The sequence below is a fragment of the Phenylobacterium sp. genome, from assembly GCF_016124325.1.
GTDB lineage: Bacteria > Pseudomonadota > Alphaproteobacteria > Caulobacterales > Caulobacteraceae > Phenylobacterium.
Map to the genome: position 1 here is coordinate 95,639 of NZ_WGNY01000016.1, position 13,661 is coordinate 109,299.

Annotated in this window: 13 protein-coding genes; 2 read left to right on the forward strand and 11 right to left on the reverse strand. The window is 71.0% G+C overall.

The annotated features are described in order from the left end of the window. Positions 1–2: 2 nt before the first annotated feature. The 5 genes from GC203_RS09055 to GC203_RS09075 are packed head-to-tail and all read right to left on the reverse strand — an operon-like array spanning position 3 to position 5,283. A complete protein-coding gene (locus GC203_RS09055) occupies positions 3–494 on the reverse strand; it encodes a VOC family protein (protein WP_293453501.1) in 492 nt (163 codons plus the stop codon). Between the two features lie 25 nt (positions 495–519). Then, positions 520–855, reverse strand: a complete 336-nt coding sequence (locus GC203_RS09060; RefSeq protein ID WP_293453503.1) for a cupin domain-containing protein — start codon at positions 853–855, stop codon at positions 520–522. A 20-nt stretch (positions 856–875) separates the two neighbouring features. Further along, positions 876–2,423: a hydantoinase B/oxoprolinase family protein gene (locus tag GC203_RS09065; RefSeq protein ID WP_293453505.1), complete on the reverse strand. Its 1,548-nt coding sequence runs from the start codon at positions 2,421–2,423 to the stop codon at positions 876–878. Further along, positions 2,423–4,489: a hydantoinase/oxoprolinase family protein gene (locus tag GC203_RS09070; RefSeq protein ID WP_293453507.1), complete on the reverse strand. Its 2,067-nt coding sequence runs from the start codon at positions 4,487–4,489 to the stop codon at positions 2,423–2,425. The genes GC203_RS09065 and GC203_RS09070 overlap by 1 nt, the downstream gene beginning before the upstream one ends. A 2-nt stretch (positions 4,490–4,491) precedes the next feature. Then, the gene (locus tag GC203_RS09075) at positions 4,492–5,283 is read right to left on the reverse strand and encodes an IclR family transcriptional regulator (RefSeq protein ID WP_293453508.1); all 792 of its coding nucleotides are present in this window, start codon (positions 5,281–5,283) and stop codon (positions 4,492–4,494) included. Between the two features lie 151 nt (positions 5,284–5,434). On the opposite strand from GC203_RS09075, the gene GC203_RS09080 reads away from it, so the two are divergent. After that, complete coding sequence (locus tag GC203_RS09080; protein ID WP_293453509.1) at positions 5,435–6,193, forward strand: aldolase/citrate lyase family protein; 759 nt, start codon at positions 5,435–5,437, stop codon at positions 6,191–6,193. Here the strand turns inward: GC203_RS09080 and GC203_RS09085 are convergent. From GC203_RS09085 to GC203_RS09105, 5 genes are all read right to left on the reverse strand, one after another. Further along, positions 6,190–7,215, reverse strand: a complete 1,026-nt coding sequence (locus GC203_RS09085) for an AraC family transcriptional regulator (protein WP_293453511.1) — start codon at positions 7,213–7,215, stop codon at positions 6,190–6,192. The genes GC203_RS09080 and GC203_RS09085 overlap by 4 nt on opposite strands. Before the next feature lie 122 nt (positions 7,216–7,337). Further along, positions 7,338–8,876, reverse strand: coding sequence for a N,N-dimethylformamidase beta subunit family domain-containing protein (locus GC203_RS09090; RefSeq protein WP_293453513.1), 1,539 nt, complete (start codon positions 8,874–8,876; stop codon positions 7,338–7,340). Positions 8,877–8,961: 85 nt separating this feature from the next. Further along, a complete protein-coding gene (locus tag GC203_RS09095) occupies positions 8,962–9,723 on the reverse strand; it encodes an EF-hand domain-containing protein (protein WP_293453515.1) in 762 nt (253 codons plus the stop codon). Between the two features lie 118 nt (positions 9,724–9,841). After that, positions 9,842–10,669: an alpha/beta hydrolase gene (locus GC203_RS09100; RefSeq protein WP_293453517.1), complete on the reverse strand. Its 828-nt coding sequence runs from the start codon at positions 10,667–10,669 to the stop codon at positions 9,842–9,844. A gap of 174 nt (positions 10,670–10,843) precedes the next feature. Beyond that, entirely contained in the window at positions 10,844–11,842 is a 999-nt protein-coding gene (locus tag GC203_RS09105; protein WP_293453519.1) for an MBL fold metallo-hydrolase, read from the reverse strand. 80 nt (positions 11,843–11,922) lie between these two features. Between GC203_RS09105 and GC203_RS09110 the strand changes: the two genes are divergently transcribed. After that, positions 11,923–12,573 carry a DsbA family protein gene (locus GC203_RS09110; RefSeq protein ID WP_293453521.1) on the forward strand — a complete coding sequence of 217 codons (651 nt, stop codon included), beginning with the start codon at positions 11,923–11,925 and terminating at the stop codon, positions 12,571–12,573. A 116-nt stretch (positions 12,574–12,689) separates the two neighbouring features. Here GC203_RS09110 and GC203_RS09115 read toward each other — a convergent pair whose 3' ends face one another. Continuing rightward, positions 12,690–13,601 (reverse strand): LysR family transcriptional regulator, encoded by a 912-nt coding sequence (locus GC203_RS09115; protein WP_293453523.1) that lies wholly within the window; start codon positions 13,599–13,601, stop codon positions 12,690–12,692. Positions 13,602–13,661 lie beyond the last annotated feature (60 nt).

Below are 13,661 nucleotides of genomic sequence, written 5' to 3' on the forward strand. Positions count from 1 at the left end.
GTCTACTCGCGGGTGTAGTCGGCGGGGATTTGCGGATCGGGTCCGCCCTTCACCCACAGGATGATCTCGTTCCCCCACGGATCGCGGAAGGCGTGGTTGAAGCCGTTGAATTCCTTCCAGTAGTGATTTCGCCACAGCTCGGTGGCGCCGCGCGCCAGGGCCTTGGCCATGATCGCCTCGTGGTCCTGGCCGTCGCCCACCAGGATCCAGATGCGGGCCTTGCGACCTTCGCCGACCAGGGTGCGGGGCTCGACGCCGGCCGGGTTCGGATGGGGCCGGGCGTTGGCGGCGTCGAAGATGCCGAGGTGCAGGTTGCCGATCTGGCTTTCCGTGCCGTCGGAATTCATGAAGTTGCCGCCGGGCACCATGCGGTGGAACACGCCCAGCGGGCGGGCGTCGTCCTGCCAGCCAAAGACCTCGGCGTAGAACTTGCCGGCCGCGGCCGGATCATCCGACGCCAGATCGACGAAGATGAGGGTGTTGGGCGTCGTCATCAGGTTCCTCCGGCTCTTGCTTTCTTCAGGCCGCGTATTCGGCGCGTTTCGGGGTGAAGACGTCTAGATTCAGCACGGGCTCGTCGCCGACCACCACGCCCCAGTGCCGGGCGTTTGGCGGCACCACCAGCAGGCCGCCGGGGCCCAGGCGGGTGACCGTGTCGCCGATGTGGAAGTCGATCTGGCCCTGCAGGATGTAGACGATCTGTTCGTTCGGGTGGGCGTGCGGGCGAGGCTCGTGGCCCGGCTGCAGGCGATTGAGCGACACGGTCGCCCCGTCGCCCGAGAAGGCCTTGCGTTCGACGCCTTCGCGCACCGGCTCCCAGGGCGTGGCGTTCCAGTCGATGGCGTGGATGTCCATGGCGCGCGCCTCCTTGTTGCTCAGACGGGCCCGTAGCCGCCGCCGCCGGGGGTCTCGAGGACCACCATGTCGCCGGGCTGCATCGTCATCTTCTTGCCCTCGGACACGGGCTTGCCGTTGACCAGGAACCGGCCCGCCGCGCCGTCCTCGCCGCCGGCCAGGCCTTCGGGGCCGCGGTCGAGCCGGCTGGGCACGGCGTTCAGCAGCCATGGCTGGGTCGTGCGCATGTGGAAGCCGATCACCTGGCCGTCGCCGCCGCGCGAGCGGCCCTTGCCGCCGGAGTTGGGCCGCAGTTCGCGCTTGTCGAAGACGATCGGGATGGCCGCCTCCAGGATCTCCACGGGCACGGCGGCGACGCCGGTCGGATAGCAGGTGGCGCTGGGCCCGGACTTGGCCAGGCGCGCGCCCATGCCGCCGGAATAGTTGAACATCGACGAGGTGAAGGCCCGGCCGTCGCCGCCCTTGCCCTGGATCTGCACGGTCCAGACGGCGCCGGAGCCTTCGGCCAGCACGCGGTCGGGCATCACCTGGTGCAGGGCCTTCAGGATCGGCATGGGCACGAACATCCCCACCACATGCCGCGCGTTGAGCGGCGAGGGATACTCGGCGTTGACGATCGAGCCCTTGGGCGCGGTCACCTTGATGGGCGCGAGCGAGCCGTAGTTGTTCGGCTGCTCCGGATTGAGGCAGCTGCGCACGGCGAAGGTGGAATAGGCGTGGGTGTAGTTCATCACCACGTTGATGCCCATCGGGCTGGGGCCCGAGCTGCCGGTGAAGTCGATCAGCACCTCGCCCGCCTCGCTGTCGATGGTGACCGCGGCCTTCAGCATGATGACGTCGCCGCCGGGGACGTCGAAGCGGCTCTCGCCGTGCCAGGTTCCCGAGGGCAGGGCGCGGATCGCGTCGCGGGTCGCCTTTTCGGAGCGCGTGATGATCTCGTCGGCGAGGCCTTCGATGTCGTCGAGGCCGTGACGGTCGCACAGGGCGTTCAGCCGCTCGCCGCCGGCCCGGCCGCTGGAGACCTGGGCCGCCAGGTCGCCGAACACGTGGTCGGGCGTGCGCACGTTGCTCTTGATGATCTGATGCAGCACCGCATTGGGCTCGCCGGCCTCGTAGAGCTTCAGCGGCGGGATCCAGAGGCCTTCCTCGTGGACGTCGCGGGCGCCCGCGCCGATGCCATAGCCGCCGATGTCGGTGTGGTGGATCGTCGAGCCGATGTAGCCGATCAGCCGCTCACCCCGGAAGATCGGGCACAGCACGGTGATGTCGAAGAAGTGGCCGGCCGACATCCACGGGTCGTTGGTGATGACGATGTCGCCGGGGACCAGCTTGCCGTCGAACACCTTGGCCAGGGCCTCGCCGGCGGCGGCCAGCGAGTTGATGTGGCCGGGCGTGCCGGTGTTGGCCTGCGCCACCATCCGGCCGCGGGCGTCGAACAGGCCGCTGGCCAGGTCGCCGGCCTCGCGCACGACAGGGCTGAAGGCGATGCGCTGCAGGGCCTTGGCCTGCTCGCTGACGATGCTGATCAGGTTCGACCAGAGGATTTCGAGTTCGATGCCGTCCAACATCAGACGCTCCGCTTCGCGGTGATGCAGCCGATCGCGTCCACCGTCCCGGTCCAGCCGGGCGGGATCACGATGGTGGTTTCGCGCTCCTCCACCAGCGCGGGGCCGGCGATGGATTGGCCGGGCGCGAGGGAGGGGCGGTCGTAGAGCTTGGCCTTGGGCGCGCCCGGCCACAGCGGGATCGTGCGCTCGCCCTTGGGCGCGGCGGGGGCGCCGCCCTCGGCCGGAACGGTGTCGACGACGTTGTCGCGGCCGCGGGCGGTCAGCCGCCAGCTCACCACCTCCATGGGCACGTGACTGGGGTTCACGCCGTACTGGGCGAAGTAGGCGGCCTCGAAGGCCTTGCCGATGGCGGCCGCGTCGCGGGCCTCGCGCGGATCGGCGTCGAAGACGATGCCCACCTCGTTCTGCTGGCCGGCATAGCGCAGGTCGGCGCCGACGGTCAGGCGGATGTCCTTGGCGGCGGTCCCCGCCTCGGCCAGGGCGAGGCGCGCCTCGTCGACCATCTCGCCGATCAGGCGGTCGACCTCGGCCCAGTCCAGGCTGTCGAGCCGGCCCAGGGCGCTGCGCACCAGGTCGAGGCGCACGGGCGTCACCAGCGAACCGAAGGCCGACAGCACGCTGGCCTGCGGCGGGAAGATCACCGCGGTGCTCTGCAGCAGCTCGCCCACCGCGCAGGCGTGGACCGGTCCGGCGCCGCCGAACGCCAGCAGCGGCAGGCCGCGGTGATCGACGCCGCGATCGGTGGCGTGGGCGCGCGCGGCGCCGGCCATGGTTTCGGCGACGATGCGGAAGACGCCCGCCGCGGTCTGCTCGCGGGTCGCGCCGAGGCGCTCGGCGATGCGGTCGACGGCGGCCTCGGCGGCGGCCTTGTCCAGCGGCATCTCGCCGCCCAGGAAATTGTCGGCGTCCAGCAGGCCCAGCACGAGGTCGGCGTCGGTGACGGTGGGATCGGTCCCGCCGCGTCCGTAGCAGGCGGGCCCGGGCTCGGAGCCCGCGCTGCGCGGCCCCACCTTCAGGAGGCCGAGGTTGTCGACCGAGGCGATGCTGCCGCCGCCCGCGCCGATCTCGATCATGTCGATCGAGGGGATGGTCAGCGGCATGCCGCTGCCCTCCGCGAATCGATACATCCGGTCCACCTCGAAGCTGCCGGCGACGAGGGGCTTGCGGTCCTCGATCAGGCAGGCCTTGGCGGTGGTGCCGCCCATGTCGAACGACATCAGCCGGTCCAGGCCCAGGCGCTCGGCGTAGTAGGCGGCGGCCAGCGCGCCAGCCGCCGGGCCGCTCTCGATCATCCGCACCGGATTTCGGCCGGCCACCTCGGCGCCGATGACGCCGCCGCTGGACAGCATGATCAGCGGGCGGTTGGCGACGCCGGCCTCCTCCAGCCCGGACTTCAGGCCGCGCAGATAGGGCTCGGTGATGGGGGCGGTGTAGGCGTTGATCGCCGTGGTCGAGGCGCGCGGATACTCCCGGATCTGCGGGGCCACGGTCGAGGACAGCGAGAGGTACATGTCCGGCGCTTCCGCGCGCAGCACCTCGGCGATCGCCTGCTCGTTCGCCCCGTTCCGGAAGCCGTTGATCAGGCAGATGGCGGCCGAGACGACGCCCTTGTCCTTCATCTCCGCGGCCAGCTTGCGGATTTCGGCCGGATCGACGGGCTTCAGCACCTCGCCGTCGGCCAGGATCCGCTCGTCGACCTCGAAGGTGAGTTCGCGCGGGATCAGGGTGTCGGCGAACTCGATCTGCGGGTCGTACATGTCGTAGCGGTGCTCGTTGCGGATCGAGAGCACGTCGCCGAAGCCCTTGGTGATGATCAGCGCCGTCGGCGCGCCCTTGCGCTCGATCAGGGCGTTAGTCACCACGGTGGTGGCGTGAACCACCACGCCGTTCACGTCCGCCGGGCTGACGCCGGCCTTGCCGAGCACTAGGTCGACGCCGCGGAAGAAGCCTTCCAGCAGGTTCTGGTGCGTGGTCAGGGTCTTGTCGACGACCAGGGCGCCGTCGTCGCGGCGCAGGACGGCGTCGGTGAAGGTCCCGCCGATATCGATGGCGAGCGAATACGTCATACTCAAACCTCCCGCCAGCCGAGGGCGCGCGACGCTTCGGCCGCGGCTTTGGTGACCTGCGCCGTCAGTTCGGCTGACGGCTCGGCTGGAATGAACTGGGTCGCCCCGACCAGGGCGACCGATCCGCGGAAGCCGCCGCGGTGGTCGAGCACCGGAGCGGCCAGGGCGTTGACGCCGATCTGCACGGCGTCGGCGGCCGTCGCCCAGCCCTGGCGGCGCACGCGGGCCACTTCGGCCTGCAGCGCGTCGGGGTCGGTGACGGTGTGCTCGGTCCAGGCGCGCAGCGGGCGGGCCAGGGCCGAGGCGAGCAGCAGGCTGGGCCCGAAAGCCAGCGCCACCAGCCCGTGGGCGGAAGCGTGCAGGTCGAGCTTGGAGCCGGGGCGCACGCCGAACTCGATCAGGGTGGCGCCCTGGAGCATCTCCAGGACGACGACCTCGTCGCCCACCAGGGCGGAGGCGGTCACGGCCAGCCCGGTCGCCGCGCGGAGCGGCGCCATGACCGGGCGGATCGCGCCCATGACGTCGAACCGCTCGCGGGCCATCTCGCCCAGCGCCAGCAGCTGCACGCCGATCTCGTAGCCCTCGCTCCGCAGGTCCTGGCGCGCATAGCCGCGCTGCACCAGGGCGCGCAGATGCCGGTGGGCGCGGGGCTTGGAGATCGCCAGCTCGCGCGCCACCTCGGTCACGCCCATCGGATGCGGCGCGCCGGCCAGGAGCTCGAGCAGCCGGAAGACCAGCTCCACGGACTCCAGTTCGGGGCCGCCGGAGGCCGGCGAGGTCGCGAGGGTTTGCAACAAGTTGTTCCGCTCAACGGAATAGAGGTTTGCTGAGCGAAATTAGGTCCGCGTTGTGGCGCGGCTGTCAAGAGGGCTTGCGGCTTGAGCGAGTGCGTTGACGCGGTTCTGCACAGGCTTCTAGCCTCGCGCGCGGATGGGAGGCGTCGGCTTGAGCGAACAGTTCCGGGATGCGGTGAGAAGCGGCCGGCCGCTGCTGGGCGTATTCATCAAGACGGCCTCGCACCAGACGGTGGAACTGGCGGCGCGCGCCGGCCAGGACTTCGCCATCGTCGACGCCGAGCACGCGCCGTTCGACCTGCTGACCCTGGACCGGATGGCGATGGCCGCGCGGGGCACGGGCCTGCCGCTCCTGGTGCGCCCGCCAAGTCACGACCCGGCGTTCGTGGGGCAGGTGATGGACATGGGCTTCGCCGGCGTGCTGGCGCCGCATGTGGCGAGCGCGACGGCCGCCGAGGCGCTGCTGGCCGCCGCACGCTACGATCGGGGCCAGCGGGGCTTCTCGCCCTCGACGCGGGCCGGCGGCTATGGCGCGGCCGACGCCGGGGCCTACCGCCGCGCCGCCGACGCCGCGGCGTGCGTCTGGTGCCAGATCGAGGACGCCGAGGCCCTGCCCAGGCTCGACGAGATCGCCGCCGTCGATGACGTCGACTGCCTGTTCCTGGGCCGGGCCGACCTCGCCGCCTCGCTGGGCGTCGAGAGCCCGGCCGACCCGAAGGTGGCCGAAGCTGTGCGGGCCGTCGCCGAGGCGGGCGGCCGCGCCGGGCGGACGGTCGCGATCTATGTGGGCTCGCCCGGCGAGATCGCGGGTCTGCGCAAGCTGGGAATCACCGTGTTCGTCTGCGGTTCGGATCAGAGCTGGCTGATCGCCCAGGGCCGGGCGATCCGCTCGGCGTTCGACGCGCCCTAGATCCTGTTGGCTTCGTGCTCGGCCGCCTCGCCCAGGGCGGCCCGGCGGAACTCGCGGGGCGAGACGCCATAGCGCTCCTTGAAGGCGCGGCTGAAGTGGGCCGAGCCGTTGAAGCCCCAGCGGAAGCAGATCTCGGAAATCGACAGGCTGGCGCAGATCGGGCTCGACAGGTCGAGGCGGCAGCGCTCCAGCCGGCGGGTGCGCAGGTAGGTCGAGAAATTCTGGTGCGCCGAGGCGAACAGCTTCTGCAGCGAGCGCGGCGAGATGCCGTCGGCGGCGGCCACCCGGTCCAGGTTGAGATCGGGATCGGACAGCAGGGTCTCGATGGTCTGGCAGACCCGGTGCAGATGGGCCGCCCGCGCCGCGCCCGCGCCGCCGAGCGCGGCGGGCGAGTCCTCGGCCGCGAGGTTCGCCACCAGGAACTCGGTGACGGCCAGCTCGATGGGCCGGAGCTGTTCGGAGGTGAGGTCCGGCAGCGCCTCGGCCGCGCCGCGCAACAGGCCCGAGAACACGTGGCCCAGGCCGCGCTCGCCGGCGAACCGGCCCACCCTGAGCGCCAGCGGCGTCAGCAGGCGGTGGTCCAGCGCCACCCGCGGAGCGTTGATGAACAGGAGGCGGAACGGCGTGGTCAGCTTGAGCGCCGCGTCGATCCCGGTCGGGCCATAGGCGATATCGCCCGTCTTGAGCGTCGTGGTCGTCTCGCCGTCCCAGAAGGTGACCTCGCCCTCCAGCAGCACCACGATCCAGACCGCGACGGGACCGATGGGGTTGCGGCCCGAGATCTCCTGCGGCGTGCCGGAGATCACCGCGAAGTCCATGCCCAGCGGCGAGGCGAGGCAGGAGACGCTGGCGTGGAAGGGTTCGGGGGCGGCCACGCCGGCCAGCGGCAGGCGCAGGCGACCCATCACTTCGCGCCAGGCCTGCTGACGCTCGGTGGGGGCCACGCTGTCGGTGGCGAAGCGCCAGGCCCGCACGGGCGTGGCGCCCGTGGTCTGCGCGGAAAGGGGGTTCCGATCGTCCATCGTGCGGGGCGCGATGCTAGCTTGCTTCACGCCGATGTCACCCGACGCACCGTCGCAGGTCCCGCGGCGGACTTGACCGCAGGCGCACGATCTTCCGACCGGAGCCGCATCCGGGCATCGCCTCAACAGGCTCCGAACCGCCGCAGGACATTGCGCGTGATCCGTTCGACGAACGGGTCGCCGGCCGCCAGCGCGTGGGCCCACTCGGTGGTCCCGCCGTTGAACACCTCGCCCGCGCCCCGCCGGAAGCTGGCCATCACCGCGTGGCCCCGCAGCACGCGGTCCTCGGCCTCGGGCCCCTGCTGACCGAAGACGTCGCCGGCGATCACATCGAGCCGCTCGGGCGGGATCAGCGGGGGATAGCCTTCGACGGTCGCCTCGCCGAAGGCGCAGGGCGCGATGGCGATGATCTCCAGGTCGGCCGGCACGCCGAGCAGCGGCTCCGCCGCCAGGCGGCCGTCCGGCCTGAAGCGCAGCCGGCAGCCATCGTTCTCGTAGCCCAGGAGCGGGACGTCGGGCGCGATCAGGTCGCCGTAGTAGAGGTCCGAGCCCTCCAGCGCCCAATGGGTCTCGTCGTAGACGGTGTAGCCGCCCTGGCCGCGCGCGGCGCAGGCGCCCAGCCTATGGTAGCCGCCGAACAGGAACGACAGGCCCGTGATCTCCGCCTCGGGACGGTCGAACGCGGGGTGCGACCACAGGTGCGTGCCGGCGGCGGGATCGGCCCCGGCCGTCGGATCGGCCTCGAAGCCCTTCCACTTGTGGCAGACGAAGGTCGCGCCATCGTCCTCGAAGCGCACCTTCCAGAACGCCGTATTGCCCGAGAAGATCGCCAGCCGGCCGCCGCCGTCCACGAAGGCCTCGATGGCGTCGCGCTGGCCCGCGGTCCAGTACTCGCTGTGGCCGACCAGGATCAGGCAGGCGTAGGCGTCCAGCAGGCCGGGCTCGGTCTCCAGGTCGCGGTCGGTGAACAGGTCGAGCGCCAGGCCCTCGGCCTCGGCCCAGCGGACGAAGGCGTGCTCCCATTTGTGCAGGAAGCCGGCCGAGCCGTCGTAGGGCGACATGCGGTGCGCCCGGCTCCAGTCGCGGTCGCCGGCGAACGGGCGTTCGCCGAAGCCGCGCGGCCGCATGTTGACCAGGCGCGGGATGTCGGCCGGCGGCGCCGCGATCATCGGCGGGAAGGGGCGGCGGGTCGACAGCACCCCGATCGCCCCGGCCATGGCCTCGGGCAGCTTCTGGCGGCCGCTCATCAACGCGCCGACGTCGCAGTAGGCGTTGGCCCCGCCCCAGTAGTTGTAGGCGTGGTAGGTGTTGGTCGCGAGCACCAGCGCGGCGCGGGCCGTGGCCCCGGTCCGGGGCGGCTTCACGCAGACGAAGTGATGCGCCTCCTCGCCGCCGGGCGCCCGCAGGCGGATGTCGTAGTAGCCGCTCGGCCAGTCGTCCCCGACCGCGATCTCGGCCGCGACGGGCCAGCCGCAGCCGTCCCGGTCGGGGCGTTCGGGCGTGGGATGGTCGCCGATCGCGAGGGCGCGGCTCAGCACTGGCCGTCGTTCGGCGCCGATCCGGGCGACCTCCAGCTCGGCCTCGCCGCAATCGCCGCTGGCGCGCAGCGAGAAGGTCTCGCCGGGACGGACGCTCAGGCTGTCGGTGTAGCAGGCCAGCACGTGGATCTCCCTGCGACCGCGATGGGGCCGGCGCGGCGACCATGCCGCGATCCTGGCGAGCGGCAAAGTCCGTGTGGCCGCAACGTCAGCGCGGCGGCGGTCCGCGCCGCTTCCCGCGGCCGTCGGGGTCCTGGCCTGCCCCGGGACGCATCATCGACTGCGCAGGCGTCGGCCGCAGCTCGGTCAGCAGCAGCACCCCGTCGCCGTCCACGTCGAGCAGGGCGAAGCGCCGGTCGGCCGCGCCGCGCCACTCCTTGCGGCTGACGCTGAGCGAATAGTCGGTGTCGGCGCCGCGGATGGGCTGCGGCTCGTTGATCAGGCTGAAGGCCGCTGCGCCCTGCCGGCGCGTGTCGAGCCCGCCATCGCCTCGACCGCCGCGGCCCGGTCCGCGACCGCCGCCGGGGCCCATGCCGCCCATCGCGGACATTCGGGTGACCTCGGGGACGACCTCCTCCTCCCAGCGCGTGGTTTCGCGCATGTCGATCTGGCCGTCGCCGTTGACGTCGAGCTGCTTGAACCAGGCGTCGGCGTCGGCGCGAAACTCGTCGCGGGTCAGCCGCCCGTCGTGGTCGGCGTCGGCCTGGGCGAACCAGGCGGCGACCGGATAGGGCTGACCCGGCGGGGCGCGGAACGGCTGGCCGGACGGGCTGATGAAGAGCTGCATGCGCGGGCCGCGGTGCTCCTCGCCATCCTCGTCGCCGAAGCCGCCAGGCGGCGGGCCGCCACGCATGCCCATGCCCATGCCGGGACCGCCGCCGCGCCCGTGGCCGCCCGGTCCCGCCGGTCCGCCCGCGCAGGCCGCCACGATCAAACCCAGCGCCGCCGCGACGCCCGTCGTTATCCGCATTCGGGTTCCCCGATGATCCTGCCGAGGACATCGGGAGGCAAAGCGGCGCCGCGATGTCCGCGGCGCCGCAATTGCGGCGCCCTCCACAGGCGGCCGCGTCGAGCGCTGTCCCGCGCGATCAGCCCTTCAGCCAGGCGAGCAGGTCGGCGTTGATCACGTCGGGGTGGGTGGAAGCCATGCCGTGCGGCAGGCCCGGGTAGACCTTCAACGTCCCCTTCTTCACCAGCTCGATGGTCTTCAGCGCGGAGTCGTGGATCGGCACGATCTGATCGTCGTCGCCGTGCATGACCAGGACGGGCACGTCGATCTTCTTCAGGTCCTCGGTGAAGTCGGTCTCGGAGAAGGCCTTGATGCAGTCGTAGTGGGCCTTCACCCCGCCCATCATGCCCTGCAGCCACCACTTCTGGATCAGGCCCTGGCTCACCTTCGCGCCCGGGCGGTTGAAGCCGAAGAAGGGCCCGGTCGGCACGTCGAGGAACATCTGGGCCCTGTCGGCCAGCAGCGCGGCGCGGAAGCCATCGAACACCTCGATGGGCGTGCCCTCGGGGTTGCTGTCCTTCTTCACCATCACCGGCGGCACCGCTCCGATCAGCACCGCGCCGGCGGCCCGGTCGGTCCCGTGGCGGCCGAGGTAGCGGGCCACCTCGCCGCCGCCGGTGGAATGGCCGACGTGGATCGCGTCCTTCAGGTCCAGCGCCAGGACGACCGCGCGCAGGTCGTCGGCGTAGGTGTCCATCTCGTTGCCGCCCCAGGTCTGGGTCGAGCGGCCGTGTCCGCGCCGGTCGTGGGCGATCACGCGATAGCCGTTGTCGGCGAAGAACATCATCTGGGCGTCCCAGTCGTCGGCGGTCAGCGGCCAGCCGTGGCTGAAGACGATGGGTTGGCCCGAGCCCCAGTCCTTGTAGAAGATCTGCGCGCCGTCCTTGGTGGTGACGTAGCTGGTCATGATCTTGTCCTTCTGTCGGATGGGGCCTGCCGAACCGACTACGACATCTTCGCCCCCGGCCGCTGGGGCCGACGGCGCGGATCATTCATCCTCCGATGACGAGGGCGCGAGTAAAGAGTTGTAAAGGCCCGCAGCCGACGGCGGCGTGACGCCGCGGCGGTCACAACGGGTTCGTCAGTAGGCGCCGAAGGTCACCGCGTCGCTGCCCACCGGCAGGGTGATGGTCATGCCGTCCTTCGCCAGCCGCCAGTCGAGCTTGCCGCCGTCCTCCATGCCCTTGGCGAAGGCCTCGGGCGTGAACATCGGCAGGCCGGCCTGGGTGAGGTGGTTCAGCACCAGCGCCTTCACGCCCGCGGCGCGGGCGATGTCGGCGGCCTCCACGGGCTCGGTGTGGTAGGTGACCGTGTCGCCGAGGATCGAGGCCATCCGCGGATTGCCCATCGCCTTCATGCCCATCGAGAGCTGGCGGGTCATGGCGTTGTTCTGCGCCTCGTGGATCAGGACGTCGGCGCCCTTGGCGGCCTCGGCCAGGGGCGGCCACTTCTTGGTGTCGCCGCTGATCACCACCGAACGGCCCTTGTAGTCGAAGCGGTAGCCGTAGGCGGGGCTGGCGGGGTCGTGCATCACGCGGATCGCGGTCACCTTGAGGTCGCCGTCGGTCCAGGCGGGCGCGGTCCCGTCGGGCTTGGCGATGGTGACGACCTTGGGCTCGATCAGGCCGGCGGGCAGGGGGAAGGTCACGCCGTCGTGCTCGTGGTGGGCCTTCCGGAAGCCGTGGTCGACCTCGTAGGCGAGGTTGAACCCCTGGGCGAGCTTGTCTACGCCGGGCGGGCCGATCAGGGCGAGCGGCTGGGTGCGGCCCTGGATCCAGCTCTGGTCGTTGAACTCACCCAGGTCGCCGATGTGGTCGGAATGCAGGTGGGTGATGAACACCGCCTTGGCCGTGGCGACCGGCAGGCGCCACAGCATCAGGTTCTCGGTCGACTCCGGCCCGACGTCGACGAGGTAGAGCGCGCCGCCCGCCTCGATCGCCGTGCAGGGCTTGGCCCGGCCCACGACCGGCAGCGGCCCCGAGGTGCCGCAGAAGATCACCTTCAGGCTGTCGGCGGCCTGGGCGTGGGCGACCGGCGTCCATAGGAGGAGCGCGATGAGGGCGGTAAGCACGCGGACCATGGAAGTCGCCTCCGGATTCTTGCCTTCGTTCTAGGCCGGAGTTTATGACACGCACAATGCCAATTTCGGGAGGGACGACGATGACGCTCAGCTACGACCTCTACTGGTCGTTCCGCTCGCCGTACTCGTACATGGTCACGCCGCGGCTCCTCGAGCTGGAGGCCGAGTACGACGTGGCCTGCAACGTGCGGCCGGTCTATCCGCTGGCGGTCAGGACGCCGGAGTTCTTCGAGACCCGCGACCCGCTGTGGTTTCGCTACTTCATGACGGACGTGTTCCGCGAGGCGGCGTTCCTGGGCCTGCCCTTCCGTTGGCCTCGGCCCGATCCGGTGCAGCAGGGCGAGGGCGGGAACTACCGGATCCCGCAGCCCTACATCCACCGCCTCACCCACCTCGGCGTGGCGGCGGTCGAACGCGGTCGCGGCCTGCCGTTCCTGAAGGAAGCGAGCCACGTCATCTGGAGCGGCGAGGTCGAGAACTGGCATGAGGGCGATCATCTGGCGCGGGCGGCCGAACGCGCCGGGCTGGACCTCGCCGAGATGGACGCCGCCGTCGCCGCCGACACGGCCCGCTACGTCAAGGTGGTCGAAGACAACCAGGTCGCCCAGCGCGAGGCCGGCCACTGGGGCGTGCCGATGATGGTGTTCGGCGGCGAGGCCTTCTTCGGCCAGGACCGCTTCGACCAGCTCAAGTGGCGGCTGGAACAGGCCGGGATGACCCGGAAGGCCTAGAGCCCGTCAGGGTGAAGCGGGAACCGGTTCACCCGCCCGGACGGGCTCTACACTTTTGAGGATCGAGCCTTCTCGTCCGGATCAAGTGATCCCACTTGATCCGGGAACGCTCTAGGTCAGGCCGCTTCGGCGCGTACGGGCGGGCCGTTCACCGCGGCCTTGGACAGTTCGGCCATCGCCTTGATCAGCGGTGAGCGCCAGCGCTCGGCCGTGGTCAGCATCCAGCAGGCGTAGGTGACGTCCAGGGTGGTCGAGACCTTGGCCAGGCGGCCATCGCGCAGGTGGGACTCGAACAGGAACGAAGCCCCGATGGCGATGAAGTCGGTGTCGAGCGCGCGCTGGATCACGAGGCCGTAGTCGTCGCTCACGAAGGCGCGCAGGTTCTCGGCCTCCTCGCGGCTGAGCTCGCCCGCCCATTTCTCGACGGCCGGCACGACGTTGGGCAGGGCCACGGGATATCGCAGCACCTCCCGCGGGCCGGCGTCCCTGAGCGCCAGGGCCGGATGCCCGGGGCGCGCGACCAGGACCATCGCGTCCTCGAACATCTTCTTGCGGATCAGGTCGCCGTAGCGCGCCGCATGCTCGGCATAGCCGAAGGCGATATCCACGCGGCCCTCCTGGAGTGCGGTCATCACGCCTGGGCCGGTCTCCTGCACGGTCTCCACGTGCAGCTTGGGGAAGCGCACCGCGATATGGCTGAGGAGCTGGGGCAGGGGCTTCAGGCGGCTGGCCGGGCCCACTGCGATGCGGATGCGGCCCTCTTCGCCCCGGGCGAGCTGCTCGAGGTCGCGACTCAGGGACGCGACGCCTTTCAACAGGATTTCCGCGCGTTGGGCGACGAAGGCGCCATAGGCCGTGGGCCGCGCGGCGCCGCCGCTGCGCTCGAACAACTTGAGCGAGAGCTGCGCTTCGAGGCGCGCGATGCTCTTCGACAAGGTCGGCTGCGAGATCTGCAGCTTGCGCGCAGCCCCGCTGAAGCCGCCCGCGCGGCAGATTTCGAGAATCTGTTCGAGGTGCCGAAGCTCCATGCCTGTGGGCTATAGCATCGTGACGCGACAATGGGCAGATCGCATTCGTCCTCGCCGTTA